The organism is Nonomuraea jiangxiensis (assembly GCF_900099965.1).
Classification (GTDB): Bacteria; Actinomycetota; Actinomycetes; order Streptosporangiales; family Streptosporangiaceae; genus Nonomuraea; species Nonomuraea jiangxiensis.
In genome coordinates this window covers 28,147-43,913 of sequence record NZ_FNDJ01000029.1, presented here as the reverse complement: position 1 = coordinate 43,913, position 15,767 = coordinate 28,147, and the positions used below count along the sequence as shown (strand labels likewise).

At 70.8% G+C, this 15,767-nt stretch carries 12 protein-coding genes; 2 read left to right on the top strand and 10 right to left on the bottom strand.

Going from position 1 to position 15,767, the window contains the following annotated elements; translation table 11 throughout:
• Positions 1-21 precede the first annotated feature (21 nt).
• The gene (locus BLS95_RS43075; RefSeq protein WP_176993683.1) at positions 22-1,272 is read left to right on the top strand and encodes a DUF349 domain-containing protein; all 1,251 of its coding nucleotides are present in this window, start codon (positions 22-24) and stop codon (positions 1,270-1,272) included.
• Between the two features lie 83 nt (positions 1,273-1,355).
• Positions 1,356-2,444, top strand: coding sequence for a cupin domain-containing protein (locus tag BLS95_RS58525; protein WP_245765642.1), 1,089 nt, complete (start codon positions 1,356-1,358; stop codon positions 2,442-2,444).
• A 79-nt stretch (positions 2,445-2,523) separates the two neighbouring features.
• On the opposite strand, the gene BLS95_RS43060 is transcribed toward BLS95_RS58525, so the two are convergent.
• The 10 genes from BLS95_RS43060 to BLS95_RS43015 all read right to left on the bottom strand — a co-directional run bounded on the left by BLS95_RS43060 (position 2,524) and on the right by BLS95_RS43015 (position 15,619).
• Positions 2,524-4,716 (bottom strand): RelA/SpoT family protein, encoded by a 2,193-nt coding sequence (locus BLS95_RS43060; protein WP_090945384.1) that lies wholly within the window; start codon positions 4,714-4,716, stop codon positions 2,524-2,526.
• Positions 4,717-4,922: 206 nt separating this feature from the next.
• Positions 4,923-5,441, bottom strand: a complete 519-nt coding sequence (locus BLS95_RS43055; RefSeq protein WP_090945383.1) for an adenine phosphoribosyltransferase — start codon at positions 5,439-5,441, stop codon at positions 4,923-4,925.
• A gap of 429 nt (positions 5,442-5,870) precedes the next feature.
• Complete coding sequence (gene secF / locus BLS95_RS43050; RefSeq protein WP_090945382.1) at positions 5,871-6,857, bottom strand: protein translocase subunit SecF; 987 nt, start codon at positions 6,855-6,857, stop codon at positions 5,871-5,873.
• A 1-nt stretch (position 6,858) separates the two neighbouring features.
• Positions 6,859-8,658, bottom strand: a complete 1,800-nt coding sequence (secD, locus tag BLS95_RS43045) for a protein translocase subunit SecD (RefSeq protein ID WP_090945381.1) — start codon at positions 8,656-8,658, stop codon at positions 6,859-6,861.
• A gap of 91 nt (positions 8,659-8,749) precedes the next feature.
• Positions 8,750-9,139 carry a preprotein translocase subunit YajC gene (yajC, locus tag BLS95_RS43040; protein ID WP_090945380.1) on the bottom strand — a complete coding sequence of 130 codons (390 nt, stop codon included), beginning with the start codon at positions 9,137-9,139 and terminating at the stop codon, positions 8,750-8,752.
• Between the two features lie 210 nt (positions 9,140-9,349).
• Complete coding sequence (gene ruvB / locus BLS95_RS43035) at positions 9,350-10,381, bottom strand: Holliday junction branch migration DNA helicase RuvB (protein WP_090945379.1); 1,032 nt, start codon at positions 10,379-10,381, stop codon at positions 9,350-9,352.
• 783 nt (positions 10,382-11,164) lie between these two features.
• Positions 11,165-11,785 carry a Holliday junction branch migration protein RuvA gene (gene ruvA, locus BLS95_RS43030; protein ID WP_090945378.1) on the bottom strand — a complete coding sequence of 207 codons (621 nt, stop codon included), beginning with the start codon at positions 11,783-11,785 and terminating at the stop codon, positions 11,165-11,167.
• Positions 11,786-12,045: 260 nt separating this feature from the next.
• Entirely contained in the window at positions 12,046-12,576 is a 531-nt protein-coding gene (ruvC, locus tag BLS95_RS43025) for a crossover junction endodeoxyribonuclease RuvC (protein ID WP_090945457.1), read from the bottom strand.
• 83 nt (positions 12,577-12,659) lie between these two features.
• The gene (locus BLS95_RS43020) at positions 12,660-13,805 is read right to left on the bottom strand and encodes a GNAT family N-acetyltransferase (protein ID WP_245765641.1); all 1,146 of its coding nucleotides are present in this window, start codon (positions 13,803-13,805) and stop codon (positions 12,660-12,662) included.
• A 20-nt stretch (positions 13,806-13,825) separates the two neighbouring features.
• Positions 13,826-15,619, bottom strand: a complete 1,794-nt coding sequence (locus tag BLS95_RS43015) for a carbohydrate ABC transporter permease (RefSeq protein ID WP_143044121.1) — start codon at positions 15,617-15,619, stop codon at positions 13,826-13,828.
• Positions 15,620-15,767 lie beyond the last annotated feature (148 nt).

The window sequence follows — 15,767 nt, the reverse complement described above, 5'->3', positions numbered from 1 at the left end:
GAAGTAGTCCCGAAGGGTCTGATGGATGTGCGGGAGGACACGGTGAGCACCGACCCGTGGGGCCGGGTAGACGACGACGGCACCGTCTACGTGCGTACGGCTGAGGGAGAGCGGGCCGTCGGCTCCTGGCAGGCCGGTGAACCCGAAGAGGCACTGGCCTACTTCCATCGCAAGTACGACGAGCTGGCCGGGCAGGTGCAACTGCTGGAGCAGCGCGTCAGAGGCACCGACCTGGCTCCGGCGCAGGCCGAGGCGAGCATCGTCAAGCTGCGCGAGGCCGTCGCCGACGCCCATGCCATCGGCGACCTGGCCGCCCTGACGGCCCGGCTCGACGGCCTGACCGAGCTGGTCGGCCAGCGCCGGGAGGAGGTCAAGGCGGCCCGCGAGCACGCCCGGGCCGAGGCCAGGTCGGTCAAGGAGCGCATCGTCGCCGAGGCCGAGCGCATCGCCGACGAGACCACCCACTGGAAGTCGGGTGGCGAGCGGCTGCGCCAGCTCGTGGAGGAGTGGAAGGCCGCCGACCGCATCGACCGGGTCACCGAGGCGGCGCTGTGGAAGCGGCTCTCGGCCGCCCGTACGGCGTTCGCCAAGCGTCGCAAGCAGTACTTCGCGGGGCTCGACGAGCAGCGTGAGGGCGTACGCGCGGCCAAGGAGCGCATCGTCGCCGAGGCCGAGGCCATCGCGGACTCGACCGACTGGGGGGCCACGGCGGCGATCTACCGCGAGCTGATGCAGCAGTGGAAGAACGCGGGCCGGGCCTCGCGCGAGGCCGAGGACGAGCTGTGGGCCCGCTTCAAGGGTGCCCAGGACCAGTTCTTCCAGGCGCGCTCCGCGGTGTTCGCCGAGCGGGATGCCTCCCTGGCCGCCAACGCCCAGGTCAAGGAGGAGCTGCTGGCCGAGGCCGAGAAGATCCTGCCGGTCACGGACGTACGCACGGCCAGGAACACCCTGCGGCATGTCCTGGAGCGCTGGGAGGCCGCCGGACCGGTGCCGCGCGAGCAGCGCGACCGCCTGGAGGGCGGGCTGCGCAAGGTGGACGAGGCCGTGCGCAAGGCCGAGGACGCCGAGTGGAAGCGCTCCAACCCCGAGGCCAGGGCCCGCGCCCAGAGCACGGTCGACCAGCTCCGCACCTCCATCGAGCAGCTGGAGAAGCGCCTGTCCAAGGCGCAGGCCGCCGGTCGCGCCAAGGACATCAAGGAGGCCGAGGAGGCCCTGATCGCCCGCCGCTCGTGGCTGGAGGAGGCCGAGCGCACGCTGACCGAATTCAGCTGAGCGTTCTTCGGCGCGAGAGCTTCGGGGCCACGCGGTCGGCTGTAGAGCCACGCGGTCACGCCGCGTGGCTCTAGGCTGGCCGTATGGATCCCGTCAGCGCCGCGCGTGCCCTCGTCGAGGAGATGTTCCCGGGGGCCATGTACGCCTTCGTCGGCGGCAGCGTGCTCACCGAAAGCCGCACCAGCACCTCCGACCTCGACGTCGTTGTGGTGCTCGACGGCCTGGCGCGGCCCTACCGCGAGTCGCTGCGCTGGCGCGGCTGGCCCGTGGACCTGTTCGTGCACAGCGAGACCAGCCTGGCCGCCTACCTCGACAAGGACTTCGAGCGGCGGCAGCCGAGCCTGGCGCGCATGTGCGCCGAGGGCGCGGTCGTGACCGACCGCACCGGCGGGCGGGCCAGCGACCTGCAGACCGCCCTCGGCGAGCGGCTGGCGGCCGGTCCCGGCGGCCTGACGACCGCCCAGACCGAGCGGGCCCGTTACGGGCTCTCCGACCTGCTCGACGACCTGGCGGGCACGACCGATCCCGGCGAGCAGGCGTTCATCCGCTGGGAGGTCGTCCAGGCGGCCGCCAGGGCGGCGCTGGGCGTGGGGCGCAGGTGGCAGGGCAGCGGCAAGTGGCTGCTGCGCGAGTTGCGCGCGCACGATCCGGCGCTGGCCGACGAGCTCCTCTCCGCCCACGACGACCCCGCGCGCCTGACGGCGGTCGCCTCAAAGGTGCTTGAGCGGGCTGGAGGGCGCCTCTGGGAGGGTTACCGGGCCGAGGGTGACCCGTTCCACCGGCCGCTGCGTCACATCGCCGCAGGAGAGCTCTCGGGCGAAACGGCGCAGAGCTCCGGCATGCGGCGGCTGGCCGCCATCAGCGGCGCCACGGCCGGGTCGTCGCGCCTGTGGATGGGCCAGACCCACGTGGCCCCCGCCACCCGCTCCTCCGACCACCACCACGGGGCTTCGGAGACGGCCATCTACGTGGTCAGCGGCACGCCGTCGTTCGTGTTCCTGGAGGACGGCGAGGAGCGGCGTCACGACGCCCGTCCCGGGGACTACATCTTCGTCCCGCCCTACGTCCCGCACCGGGAGGAAAACCCGGACCCGTCCCAGGAAGCGGTGGTGGTGATCGCGCGCAGCACCCAGGAGGCGATCGTGGTCAACCTCCCCAGCCTCGCCGGTTAGCGAGCGCCTTCCCACTCCACCCGGGCCCGGCGGGCATCGACCCCTTCGCGTCGCCGGGCCCGGCGGGCTCCGTGGCCGGTCAGCCCCCGGCGCCGCTCACCCGGTAGACGTCGAAGACGCCCTGGATGCTGCGTACGGCCTTCAGGACGTGGCCCAGATGCTTGGGGTCGCCCATCTCGAACGTGAACTTGCTGATCGCCACCCGGTCGCGGGAGGTCGTGACGGAGGCGCTGAGGATGTTGACGTGCTGGTCGGAGAGCGTACGGGTGACGTCGGACAGCAGCCGGGGCCGGTCGAGCGCCTCCACCTGGATCGCCACCAGGAAGACGCTGTCGTCGCTCGGCGACCAGCTGACCTCCACCAGCCGGTCGGGCTGCTCCTTGAGCTGCTGCACGTTGGTGCAGTCGGCCCGGTGCACCGAGACGCCGTGGCCCCGGGTGACGAACCCCACGATCTCGTCGCCGGGGACCGGGGTGCAGCACTTCGACAGGCGTACCCAGACGTCGGCGTCGCCCGCCACGACCACACCCGCGCCGCCACCGCCCCGGGGGCGGCCGCGCAGCCGGGTCGGCAGCGAGGTCTCGGCGATGTCCTCCTCGGCGCTGTCGACGCCGCCGATCGAGGCCACCAGCTTCTGCACGACCGCCTGCGCCGCGACGTGGCCCTCCCCCACGGCCGCGTAGAGCGCGGACACGTCGGGATAGCGCAGGTCACGGGCCAGCGCCAGCAGCGCCTCGCCGGACATCAGCCGCTGGAGCGGCAGGCCCTGCTTGCGCATGGCGCGGCCGATGGCCTCCTTGCCCGCCTCGATCGCGGTCTCGCGGCGCTCCTTGGAGAACCACTGCCTGATCTTGTTACGGGCGCGGCCCGACTTGACGAACTTCAGCCAGTCGCGCGACGGCCCGGCGTCCGGCGACTTGGAGGTGAAGATCTCCACCGTGTCGCCGTTGCCCAGCCGCGACTCCAGCGGCACCAGCCGCCCGTTGACCCGGGCGCCGATGCAGCGGTGGCCGACCTCGGTGTGCACGGCGTAGGCGAAGTCGACCGGCGTGGCCCCCTCCGGCAGGGCGATGACCTGCCCCTTCGGGGTGAACACGTAGACCTCGGACACCGACAGGTCGAACCGCAGCGACTCCAGGAACTCGCCCGGGTCGGAGGTCTCCTTCTGCCAGTCGAGGAGCTGCCGCAGCCAGGCCATGTCGCTGCCCGGCTTGACCTTGCCCGTGGGCCCGGGAGTGCCGACCTCCTCCTTGTACTTCCAGTGCGCGGCCACGCCGTATTCGGCCCTGTGGTGCATCGCGTGGGTGCGGATCTGCAGCTCCACCGGCTTGCCCTCGGGACCGATCACCGTCGTGTGCAGCGACTGGTACATGTTGAACTTGGGCATCGCTATGTAGTCCTTGAACCGCCCCGGCACCGGATTCCACCGAGCGTGGATGGTGCCGAGCGCCGCATAGCAGTCGCGTACGCTGTCGACCAGCACGCGGATGCCCACCAGGTCGTAGATGTCGTCGAAGGCCACGTCGCGGGCGATCATCTTCTGGTAGACCGAGTAATAGTGCTTCGGCCGGCCCTTGACCACGGCCCGGATCTTGGCCTCGCGCAGGTCGCCGGAGACCTTCTCGATGACCTCCTGCAGGAACAGGTCGCGGCGCGGGGCCCGCTCCGACACCATGCGCGCGATCTCGTCGTAGCGCTTGGGATAGAGCATCGCGAAGGCCAGGTCTTCGAGCTCCCACTTGATCGTGTTCATGCCCAGGCGGTGGGCGAGCGGGGCGAAGATCTCCAGCGTCTCGCGTGACTTCTGGTGGCGCTTGTGCTCGGGCAGGTAGCGCATGGTCCGCATGTTGTGCAGCCGGTCGGCCAGCTTGATGATCAGCACGCGGATGTCGCGGGACATCGCCACGACCATCTTGCGCACCGTCTCGGCCTGCGCGGCGTCGCCGAACTTGACCTTGTCGAGCTTGGTGACGCCGTCGACCAGGGACCCGATCGTGTCACCGAAGTCGCCGCGCAGCTCGTCGAGGCTGTAGGCGGTGTCCTCGACCGTGTCGTGCAGCAGCGCGGCGCAGAGCGTCTCGTCGTCCGTGCCGAGCTCGGCCAGGATGGTGGCCACGGCCAGCGGGTGGGTGATGTAGGGGTCACCGGACTTCCGCTTCTGGTCGCGGTGGTGGTAGGCGGCCACGTCGTAGGCGCGCTCGATGACGCGCAGATCCGCCTTGGGGTGGGTGGCCCGGACCGTCCGGAACAACGGCTCCAGCACCGGATTCATGGCCCCACCCCCAAACCGCCTTCGACGCACCGCTGGAACGCCGGCCGCCGCCTCGGCATTGCCGGGGTCGGTTACGTCGGGCGCGACCACATCACGGGGCACACAGACTCCTCATGCAATGGCTCCCTCCGCCAATGCTCCTCGCCTTCGAGTCCAGATCCCCCAAGTGTATCCAGGTGGTGTGCCTGGACCGTCGCGGGCCCGACTCAGACGATCACGAGGGAGCGCAGATCCACTCCCTGCAGCCGCTCACGTCCCTTCAGGAAGGCCAGTTCCATGAGCACCGCTATGCCGGCGATCTCGGCTCCGGCCCTCTCCACCAGCTCCACGGTCGCCTTGGCCGTGCCGCCCGTGGCCAGCACGTCATCGACGATCAGCACACGGTCGCCGGGGGCGAAGGCGTCACGGTGGACCTCAAGGGTCGCGGAGCCGTACTCCAGATCGTAGGACTCTTCCAGGGTCGCGGCGGGCAGTTTCCCCTTCTTGCGGACCGGTACGAACCCGGCCCCCGACCGGTACGCCACGGGAGCGGCCAGAATGAACCCCCGCGCCTCGATGCCGACGATCTTGTCCACCTGGTGCTGCCCGGCCAGCGCGTCCACCACGGCCACCAGCGCGACGGGGTCGGCCAGGAGCGGGGTGATGTCCTTGAACAGCACGCCCGGCGTGGGGTAGTCGGGGACGTCCCTGATCCGGTCAAGGATCATCGTGCTCAGCTCACTCATGGATTCCCTCGCATTCCTACCGGCCATATGCCGGGCACCATGATGCTGCATCCCGCCCCCTCCCGGAGCCGCCCTCCCAGACCCGCGAGGTCACCGACCCCCGCCACCGGTGACGTCCCCGCGCCCCCAGAGCACTTTCCGCAGCACAACAGGAGTGGCGCGGAACGCCCTCCGCAGCACCACAGGGATCCCCGGAACTCCCCCGCGGCCCTACAGAAGTCCACCGGGACGCCCTCCGCGGCGCTGCAAGAGCCCCCTGGGTGGCCTCTGCGGTGCCACAGCCGTTCCACAGGGCCGGATAAGTCCCCATCCGGTAAGGGTTGCCCCAAGGCGGCATAAGCCCCGTACAGGGCTTGTCAGGGGCTTGGACGCGGCGGCGCCCCCGGCCCGAGGGACCGGGGGCGCCGCGACGTGCGTGCCGCAGACGGGCTAACCCTTGGCTACCGCTGCGCTTTTGGAACCCTTCCCACCGCCTGTGGAGGCCAGCCGCCGGGCGATGGCCTGGTATTTCGGCTCCCGCTCCTTGAGCGTCACCAGCAGCGGCGTGGCGACGCACAGCGACGAGTACGTACCGACGATCATGCCCACGAACAGCGCCAGCGACAGGTCCTTCAGCGTGCCCGCGCCGAGCAGCGTGGTGCCGATGAACAGGATGGCCGCCACCGGCAGGATGGCCACCAGGGAGGTGTTCAGCGACCGGATCAGCGTGTGGTTGAGCGCGTTGTTGGCCGCCATCGAGTAGGTCTGCTTCGACGTGTGCCCCAGCTTGGCCGTGACTTCCTTGATCATGTCGAACACCACGACCGCGTCGTAGAGCGAATAACCGAGGATGGTCAGGAAGCCCAGCAGCGTCGCGGGCGTGACCTCGAAGCCCGACCAGGCGTAGATGCCGGCCGTGATGACGAGGTCGTGGATGAGCGCGACGATCGCGGCCAGCGCCATCTTCGGCTCGAACGCCATCGACAGATACAGGATGATCGCGACCATGAAGACCGCCAGGCCGATCCAGGCCTTCTGGGAGACCTCACCGCCCCAGGACGGGCCGATGGCCTGGACGCTGACCTGCCCGACCGGGGTCTTGTAGTCCTGGGCGATCTGGGACTGCAGTTGCTCCCGGGTGTTCTCCGGCAGGCTCTCGGTGGTCACCCGCCAGCCGTTGGTGCCGGCCGACTGGACGATCGCCTGGTGCACGCCCCCGTCCAGGACGGTCTGGCGGACCTGCTCGACGCTGGCCTGCTCGGACTTGAACGTGAAGACCGTGCCGCCCCTGAACTCCACGCCCAGGTTGAGCCCATTGATCAGCAAGCCCGCGAGCGAGATGATCAGCAGGAAACCCGACAGGCTGTACCAGAGCTTCCACTTGCCGACGAAGTCGACGTCGATCTCGCCTCGGTAGAGGCGGCGCCCCAGTCCCATCTCAGGCCTCCTGCGGAGTGGTCGTGCGGCCGGTCGAACCCGATTCGCTCATGCGCTCGGCGTCCAGACCCGACAGCGGGTGCCCCTTGGCGAAGAACTTCATTCTTGCCAGCAGGGCGATGAACGGCTTCGTGAACAGGAACACCACCACGATGTCGATCAGCGTGGTCAGGCCCATCGCGAAGGCGAACCCGGCCACACCGCCCACCGCCAGGAAGTAGAGCACGATCGCGGCGATGAACATGACGGCGTCGGCGATCAGGATCGTGCGCCGGGCACGGACCCAGGCCACCTCGACGGCCGCCCTGAGCGACCGCCGGCCCTCCTTCATCTCATCACGTATGCGTTCGAAGTACACGATGAAGGAGTCGGCGGTGATGCCGATCGAGACCACCAGGCCGATGATGTGCGGCAGCGAGAGCCGGAAGCCGGCGTTGTGGCCGAGCACGACCACGGCGGTGTAGGTGAGGATCGTGGCGACGACCAGACTCAGCACCGCCACGATGCCCAGACCGCGGTAGTAGAGCATGCAGTAGACGACCACGAGCAGGAGGCCGATCAGGCCGGCGATCAGGCCGCCCTGGAGCTGGTCCTGGCCCAGCGTCGAGGAGACCGTGTCGACCGAGCTGCGGTTGAACTTCAGCGGCAGCGCGCCGTACTTGAGCTGGTCGGCCAGGTTGGTGGCGCTGATCTGGTCGAAGCCGCCGGTGATCTCGGCCCGGCCGCCGGGGATCGGGCTGATGATGTTGGGGGCGGTGATGACGACGCCGTCGAGCACGACCGCGACCTTGTTGCGCGGCTCCGGGGAGTTGTACGCGGCCGTGGTGAGCTTGCTCCACTCGCCCGCGCCCTTGCTCTTGAAGTCGAGCTGGACGACCCACTCGGTGGTGCCCTGCTGGACGCCCGCCGAGGCCGTGTCGATGTCGGTGCCGACGACCTTGGCGACGTCGAGGACGTACTTGTAGCTGCCGTCGGTCTCGCAGGCCGCGTACTGCTTGTTCGGGTCGTCCTGGACGCCCTGGCCGCGGTTCTTCGGGTCGGCGCAGTCGAGCTTGTTGTACTGGGCCAGCACCGTGGGGTCGATGCCCTCGGTGTTGATGCCGGTGTTGGGATCCTGGGCGGGCGGCTCACTGGGCTGGCCGGACGGGGACGCCGTCGGCGAGGCCTTCGCGTCCTGGCCCTTCTTGCCGTCCTGCTGCCCCTGCTGCTGGTCGCCCTGCTGCTGGCCGTTCTGCTGCTGGCCGTTCTGCGTGGCCGAGGGGGCCTCGGACGGTGACGTGGCGGGGGACGGCGCGGTCAGCGCGGACGACAGTGCCTTGCCCGTCGGGGACGTGCTGGGCTTCGGCACGCCGGCCGACTGCGAGGCCGCCGGGCTGGCCGAGTCCGAAGGCTGCGGGCTGGCCGGCGCGTTGGGCGAGCCCGACCCGCTCGGCGTGGGCGCGTTGGTGGCCAGCTGCTGCGGCACCTGCGTGGGCTCCATGGCGAGCACCTGGCGGAAGCGCAGCTCCGCGGTGGTGGCGACCAGCGCAATGGCCTCGCTCTGCCCGACGCCCGGGATCGAGATGATGATGTTGTCGCCGGACTTGGCGACCTCCGCGTCGGAGATTCCGGTGCCGTTGACTCGCTCGCGGATGATGTTGACCGCGCGGTCGAGGATCTCCTCCGGAGGAGCCGCGTTGTTCAGAGTCACGGGGGACAGAGTCACCGTCGTGCCGCCGGCGAGGTCGAGTCCCAGCTTGGGCGTGAACGCCTTCTGCAAGAGCATCGTCCCGCCCAGGGCGAGGATGAGCGCCAGAAGCACGAGGAGCGTACGCCCCGGTCGGCTGTGGCTGCTGGTCGGTCGGGCCACTGGTCGTCGATTCTTTCAGATAGAGGTTTGTCGCAGAGCTTAGTCAGGACTGCTTGGTGCTGGAGTCCTGGTCTCCGTTGCGATCCACGGCGGCCTCGGACCCCCTGTCGTCATCCTCCCCGAGCCCGGACTCCTGACCTGCCGGTTCGACGGTCGACGGCGCATCGCCGGGGGTGACGACGCGACCGATGGCGGCCTTCACCCAGCGGGTCTCGATCCCGGGAGCGATCTCGATGACCACGTCCTCATTGTCCACTGCGACCACGGTACCGAACAGGCCAGTTGTGGTCATGACTCGCGCGCCGGGCGAAAGGGAGTTTTGCATTTTGATCGCCTCTTGCTGGCGCTTGCGCTGGGGGCGGATCAGCAGGAAGTAGAACACCACCACCAGCAGAATCAGCGGCAGGATGCTACCGAGTTGTCCCATGTCCATAGGGGCGACCTTCCATGTTCGTACAAGGAGTTGACACCGGCCTCGCGCCGGAAATTCCGAATGATGCCTCGGGCCGTGCCGCTCAGCCCGTCAGCCTACACAGCCAGCCAAGCCACGGAGTGTAGGCGCTTGTTGCGAAACGCGGCAACGAGGCAGCGTTTCGGCGCGCGGGGAAGTTCCCGAATCGGGATGGTTGCAACCGTTCTGTGATCAGTCGGAAAGAGCGGCTCCGAACGCACCCGGGGGCGGGGTCATACCGAGGTGGCTCCACGCGGACGCGGTGGCGACGCGGCCCCGAGGGGTCCTGGCCAGCAGCCCTTGGCGTACGAGGAACGGCTCGGCCACCACCTCGACCGTCTCCGGCTCCTCCCCCACGGCCACCGCCAGCGTCGACAGGCCGACGGGCCCGCCGCCGAACTTGCGCAGCAGCGCGCCCAGCACCGCCCGGTCGAGCCGGTCGAGCCCTTCGGCGTCGACCTCGTAGAGGTTGAGCGCGGCCGAGGCGATCTCCCGGTTGATCAGCCCCTCGGCGCGTACGTCGGCGAAGTCGCGCACCCGCCGCAGCAACCGGTTGGCGATGCGGGGCGTGCCCCTGGACCTCCTGGCGATCTCGTGGGCGCCGTCGCCGGGCAGCGTGACCCCGAGCAGCGTGGCCGATCGGTAGAGCACCTGCTCAAGCTCGCCGACCTCGTAGAAGTCCATGTGCGCGGTGAAGCCGAACCTGTCGCGCAGCGGGGCGGGCAGCAGCCCGGCCCGCGTGGTGGCGCCGACCAGCGTGAACGGTGCGATGTCGAGCGGGATGGCGGTGGCTCCCGGGCCCTTGCCGACGACGATGTCGACCCGGAAGTCCTCCATGGCGAGGTAGAGCATCTCCTCGGCGGGCCTGGCCATGCGGTGGATCTCGTCGATGAACAGCACCTCGCCCTCGCTCAGCGTGGACAGGATGGCGGCGAGGTCGCCCGCGCGCTCCAGCGCGGGGCCGGAGGTGATCCTGAGCGGCGCGTTGAGCTCGGCCGCGACGATCATGGCAAGGGTGGTCTTGCCGAGGCCGGGGGAACCGCTCATCAGCACGTGGTCGGGGGGCCGCCGGCGCCGCAGGGCGCTTTCGAGCACGAGGGACAACTGCTCGCGCACGCGGCCCTGGCCGATGAACTCGCTGAGCCGCTTGGGCCGGAGCGCCGCCTCGATCTGCAGCTCGTCGCCCTCGGCATCGGGCGAGACAAGCTCACGCTCGATCCCCACGCCGGCACCTCCCTTCGGCCGCCCCCAAGCTGACGACACCCCACCCACCCCACCACACCAACCCGCCACACGAGACCGACCGACCCCCGCCACACGAGACCGACCGGTCTCCCCCACGCGAGGCTGCCCGGTCTCCGCCGCCCGAAGCCGACCGGTCTCCGCCGCACGAGGCGGCTCCGCCGCGCGAAGCCGAGCAGACCCAGCCACCTGGAGCCGAGCAGGCACCACCACGCCAAGCCAGACAACTCCCGCCACCCGAAGCCAAGCGGGCACCACCACGCCAAGCCAGGCGACTCCCGCCACCTGAAGCCAAGCGGGCACCACCACGCCAAGCCAGGCGACTCCCGCCACCTGAAGCCGACCGTGCTTCACCGCGCCAAGCCGAGCAGATCCCGCCGCCTGAAGCGGCGCAGGCTCCGGTGTGCAGGGCCGGACGGGCTCCGATGCCGGGGTCCGGATGGGCTCCGGTGTGCGGGGGCAGATGAGCTCCGACGTGCGAGGCCGAGCAAACCAAGCCGCCTGGAGCCGGCCGGAGGCCAGCATGCAGGGCCGGGTGGGCTCCGCCGGGCGGGGCCGGATGGGCTCCGACTCGCGAAGCCAGGCGGACCCACCCGCCTGGAGCCGGACGGAGGCCGGCATGCGAGGCCAGGTCGGCTCCGCCGCACGGGGCCGGATGGGCTCCGACTCGCGAAACCGGGCGAACCAAGCCGCCCGGAGCCGGGCGGAGGCTGGTGTGCGGAGCTGGGTGGGCTCCGCCGGGTGGGGTGGGGGCGTGGGTGGTGATCATCGTACGCTCAGTGCTCGTAGTGCCGCCTTCAGCAGGGCGGCCACCTGTGGCTGGCGGCCGGCCAGGAGGTCGGCGTCGGCGTCCGGCTCCACGACGGCGACGGCCTCGTCGGCGTCTTTGCTGGAATAGCCCAGCCCCACCAGACCCGAGTGGACCTGCTCGCGCCACGCCGCCGCCCGCCGCTCGCCGTTGAGCGCGGCGTTGACCGCCTCCTCCGGCGTGCCGAGACGGTCCTTCAGCTCCAGCACGATGCGCTGCGCTCCCTTCTGGCCGATGCCCGGCACCTGGGTGAGGGCCTTGAGGTCGGCACTGGCCACGGCGACCCGCAGCGCGTTGGGCGTGTGCACGGCGAGCATCGCCAGGGCCAGCTTGGGCCCGACGCCGCTGGCCGTCTGCAGCAGCTCGAACACGGCCCGCTCGTCGTCGGTGGCGAACCCGTAGAGGGTGAGCGACTCCTCGCGCACCACGAGCGAGGTGGCCAGCCGGGCTTCCTCACCGATCCGCAGCGTGGCGAGGGTGCCCGGAGTGCAGCGGGTGAGGATGCCGACCCCGCCGACCTCGATCACGGCCCCGTCGGGCGCGATCGCCGTCACCCTGCCCGCCACTGACGCGATCACAGCGCCCCTCCCACCGTCGTCCCGCTCCCCATCATTCCGGCCACCAGCCCCCGCCCGTCCTCATCCCGGTCACCTCGATACCGACCCTTGCCGGAATCTCCACCCGAACACCCGCCGTCATCCCGATCATCGGCCGGCACCGCTCTCGTCCGGTCCGACCGGCCCGGCACCCGGCATCGCCTCGGTCCTGGGTGTGCGACGCTGCTGGACCTGGAGGTCAGGACCCGCCATCACCGGCTCTCTGCGCGTTGCCGGGCCGGTCACGGCTTGAGGTCCTTGCCCCGGGCCTTGGCCAGCGCCGCGGCGAGGCGGTGCTGGGCGCCGCCGCGCCAGACGTGGCAGATGGCCAGGGCCAGCGCGTCGGCCGCGTCGGCGGGCTTGGGCATCTCCGACAGCCGCAGTAAGCGGGTGACCATGGCGCCGATCTGCTTCTTGTCGGCGGTGCCGCTGCCCGTGATGGCTGCCTTGACCTCCGACGGCGTGTGCAGCGCCACGGGCAGCCCGCGCCTGGCCGCGCACAGCACGGCGATGCCCGCCGCCTGCGCGGTGCCCATGACGGTGCGTACGTTGTGCTGGCTGAAGACGCGCTCGACCGCGACCGCGTCGGGACGGACGTCGTCGAGCCAGCGCTCGATCCCGGCCTCGATGCCGACGAGCCGCGCGCCGAGCTCCTCGTCAGCGCCGGTGCGCACCACCCCGACCGCCACCAATGTCAGCGGCGCGCCGGGGCGCCCGTCGACAGCGCCCAGGCCACACCGCGTCAGCCCCGGATCGACGCCCATCACCCGCACCGGCCTGCTCCCCACGCCGCCGAACACCTGTTCGGCACGAGACTTTACCCCGGCGGGCCCGGCCGTGCACCGGGAAACGCCCGTCACCAGTACTCAAGCATGTACGGCTTCGCCGCGAAGGCCGAGTCGAGTGCCTCGTCGTATCGGTCATCTCCGGACATGAGCCCGCTGAGTCGCAGCGTCGCCGCCGGGATTCCGGCGTACAGGGCGGAGAAGCCGTTCACGCTGAGCTGAACCCCGTCCGCCGAGGTCACCGGTGTGACCGCGCCCGATCCGCCCGAGATCTCCAGCCGCCACGTGCCCCCGCCCCGCACCGGATCGGTCACACTGACGACCGCGTCGCACGTCACGTGCTCCGGATAGCCCCTGCGCTCGACCGCCGCGGCCACGTCCAGCACCCTGAACATCCACCGCACCTGCCGCACCTTGACCGTTGACCACTCCCGAAGCAGCCACAGCACGGGGTCGTCCGGCGCCACGGAGGCGACGACGTGCTCGGCGACCGACGACGCGCTGCCCACAAGGGACCACAGTGCCCTGAGCGTCTCCTCCGACCCGGCGACGAGGTTCTCAACCTCGATGTCGCCGCCGCTCCAGCGGTAGATGACGTAGCCGTCGTCGGCGAGGTAGAGGAAGTCGTCCTGGTTGCCGAGCCACAGGCGCCAGGTGTCCGCGTTCCACGAGGCGGGTCCGCTGGCGCGGGCGGCACCGTGCACGCGGTGCAGCAGGGAGATCACCTCGGCGGCGTCGCCCGGTCCCATCCTGCGCAGTTTGACGTCCGTGGCCGGCCGGATCGTGCGCAGCGCCTCGGCCGGGAGCGTCACGAGGTGCCGCGCGCCGGCGTGCTCGTAGCCGACCGAGCGGTAAATGGGCGTGGTGGCCGGGTAGAGCACGGACACCGCGTCGCCGAGGGACGCTCCCCGGCGGATGACGGCCCGCATGAGCCGGGTGCCGACGCCGCGCCCGCGGTCCTCCGGGCCTACGGTGACGCCGGCGATCCCGGCCATCGGCTGCGGCCTGCCGTGCCACCACTGGGTGAACTGGCGCAACCGGGCCGCTCCGGCCAGCCGGGAGCCGTCGAACACCCCCACGTAGCGGCCCTGTTCGAGCACCGGGAGCACGGCCCGGCGCCACCTGTCGATGTCGGCCGCCGACATCGGACCGAACGAGCGCTTACGCAGGTCAATGACGTCGTCAAGGTCATCAGGAGTCACATCGCGAATGTCCACAACCACACAATTTACGCTGGCTACGCCGACGTACGCGGCCGTGAACCGCCCAGCGTGACGGCCAGCCTGTCGAGGTACCACAGCTGCGCGGCCACCACGGCGATCACGGCGACGGCGACCACGACCAGCGGTGTCGCCGCACCGACGTCGGGCGCGCCGGCGCCGTACGAACTGAGCCCGGCGACCTGCGCGACGGGCGTGGGGAAGAGGGTGTTGTCCTGGGCCACCAGCAGCGGCCAGAGCAGGTCGTGGGCGTTCAGCAGGGTCACGCCCCCGGCCAGGATGCCCGCCATGGGGAGCGAGGGCAGGAACACGCCGCTGAAGAAGTCGCGGTCCGTGCGCTCGGCCAGGCCCTTGCACAGCAGCGTGAGCACCAGCAGCGCCGGGACGCTCACGAGCAGCGGCGGGAAGAGGGAGAAGAAGGAGTCGAGCACGCCGAGGTTGCGCATGTTCTGCCAGTTGGCGACGGCGAGCGGGGCGGGGCCGACGAACAGCCAGGGGGCGAACGCCAGCAGCAGCCACTCACTGCGCCGCCCGAGCGGCCGCAGCCCGCCGATGCCAAGAGCGCCCAGGTAGGCGACGCTCACCGAGATGATCGCGCCCACGACGGCGGGCACCCAGGTGTTCACGTGGGTACGCAGGCCGATCTCCGGGCCGCCCCTGCCCTGGAAGCCGGACCGGCCCAGCACCCCGTCGATCCAGGGCCAGGTGAACACGAGCGCGAGCGCCACCACGACGACCAGCGCCACCACCCCGACGGCGATCCCCACCGCCCCGGGCCGACGCTCCGGCAAGCCCTCCTGGAAAGCGGGCGGGTCCTGGTGAGCAGGCGGACTCTGGAAAGCAGGCGGGTCCGGGTGAGCAGACGGTCCCTGGAAAGCCGGCGGACCCTGGAAAGCGGGCGGGCCCTGCTGGAACGCCGGGGATCCAGGCGCGCCCTGCGCAACCCTTTGAGGCTCCGGACCCGCCCCGGCGCCGGCCCGCGCGGTCACCGTGATGCTCAGCCGGGAGACCACCGCGATGACCGTGGCCACGATGCCCAGCACCCCCAGGATCACCCCCGTGAGGACCGCCACGGCCGCACCAGCGCCGAAATCGGCGTGGGCGAAGGCCTTGGTGTACTGGAGTTGCGCGAGCGTCTCTGTGGTGCGCTCAGGCCCGCCACGGCTGAGCACGAACGCGATCGAGAAGGCCTGCAGCCCCACCGCGATCATGGTGAGCCCGACGAGCGCCGCCACGACGAGCATCGCGGGCACCACCCGCCCTCCGCGCAACGCGGGCAGGAACGCCATGGTCGCCAGCGCGCACACCACCCCGAAGGTGGCGGCCGCGACCAGCAGCCGCATCGCCCCCGGCGCCGTCACCGGCTCGCGGAGCCCCTGGACCAGGGTGGCCACGCCGGACGCCGACGGATCCATGCCCTGGATCCAGCCCATCGCCACGGCCACCGGCGAGAACGTGACGACGGCGAGCGACAGCACGACCCGGCCGGCCCACCGTACCCAGGTGCCGCCCCAGTCGAGTGCCGCGGCCAGCAGCGGCCCCACCACCAGGGCCACCACGAGCGGCAGCAGGGTCACCGAGACGGTGAAGCCCAGCGCCCGCCACCAGTCGCCACCACCCAGTAACTCGGTGTAGTTGGACGAACCGGTGAAGGTGGCCTCTTTGAGCACGCCGCCGCTCTGGAAGCTCAGCCAGATCGACTGTCCCGTCGGCAGCACCAGCGAGATCAGGGTGCCGAGTAACGCGGGGGCGGCCAGCAGCCAGCCGAGCGCGGGAGAGGGTGCCTGAGGAGAACGAATGGGGGAGGTCACGTCGCCCGACCCTACGCCGCCGCGGCCCCGCGCCGCATCTCGCACGGGAAAGCCGCCGGAGCGCGGAGCCCCGAGTCCGCCGCGTCCGAGCCGGCGAACTTCTCAGACCCGAGGACCCCTCGGCTCCCGGGCCGGCGAACTTCTCAGA

What these genes read in the sequence shown, in the direction of transcription:
- secF (WP_090945382.1), bottom strand. Translation starts at nt 6,857, where the DNA reads ATGGGACTGGGGCGCCGCCTCTACCGAGGCGAGATCGACGTCGACTTC.
- yajC (WP_090945380.1), bottom strand. Translation starts at nt 9,139, where the DNA reads ATGGACATGGGACAACTCGGTAGCATCCTGCCGCTGATTCTGCTGGTG.
- BLS95_RS43060 (WP_090945384.1), bottom strand. Translation starts at nt 4,716, where the DNA reads ATGAATCCGGTGCTGGAGCCGTTGTTCCGGACGGTCCGGGCCACCCAC.
- BLS95_RS43075 (WP_176993683.1), top strand. Translation starts at nt 22, where the DNA reads ATGGATGTGCGGGAGGACACGGTGAGCACCGACCCGTGGGGCCGGGTA.
- BLS95_RS43055 (WP_090945383.1), bottom strand. Translation starts at nt 5,441, where the DNA reads ATGAGTGAGCTGAGCACGATGATCCTTGACCGGATCAGGGACGTCCCC.
- BLS95_RS58525 (WP_245765642.1), top strand. Translation starts at nt 1,356, where the DNA reads ATGGATCCCGTCAGCGCCGCGCGTGCCCTCGTCGAGGAGATGTTCCCG.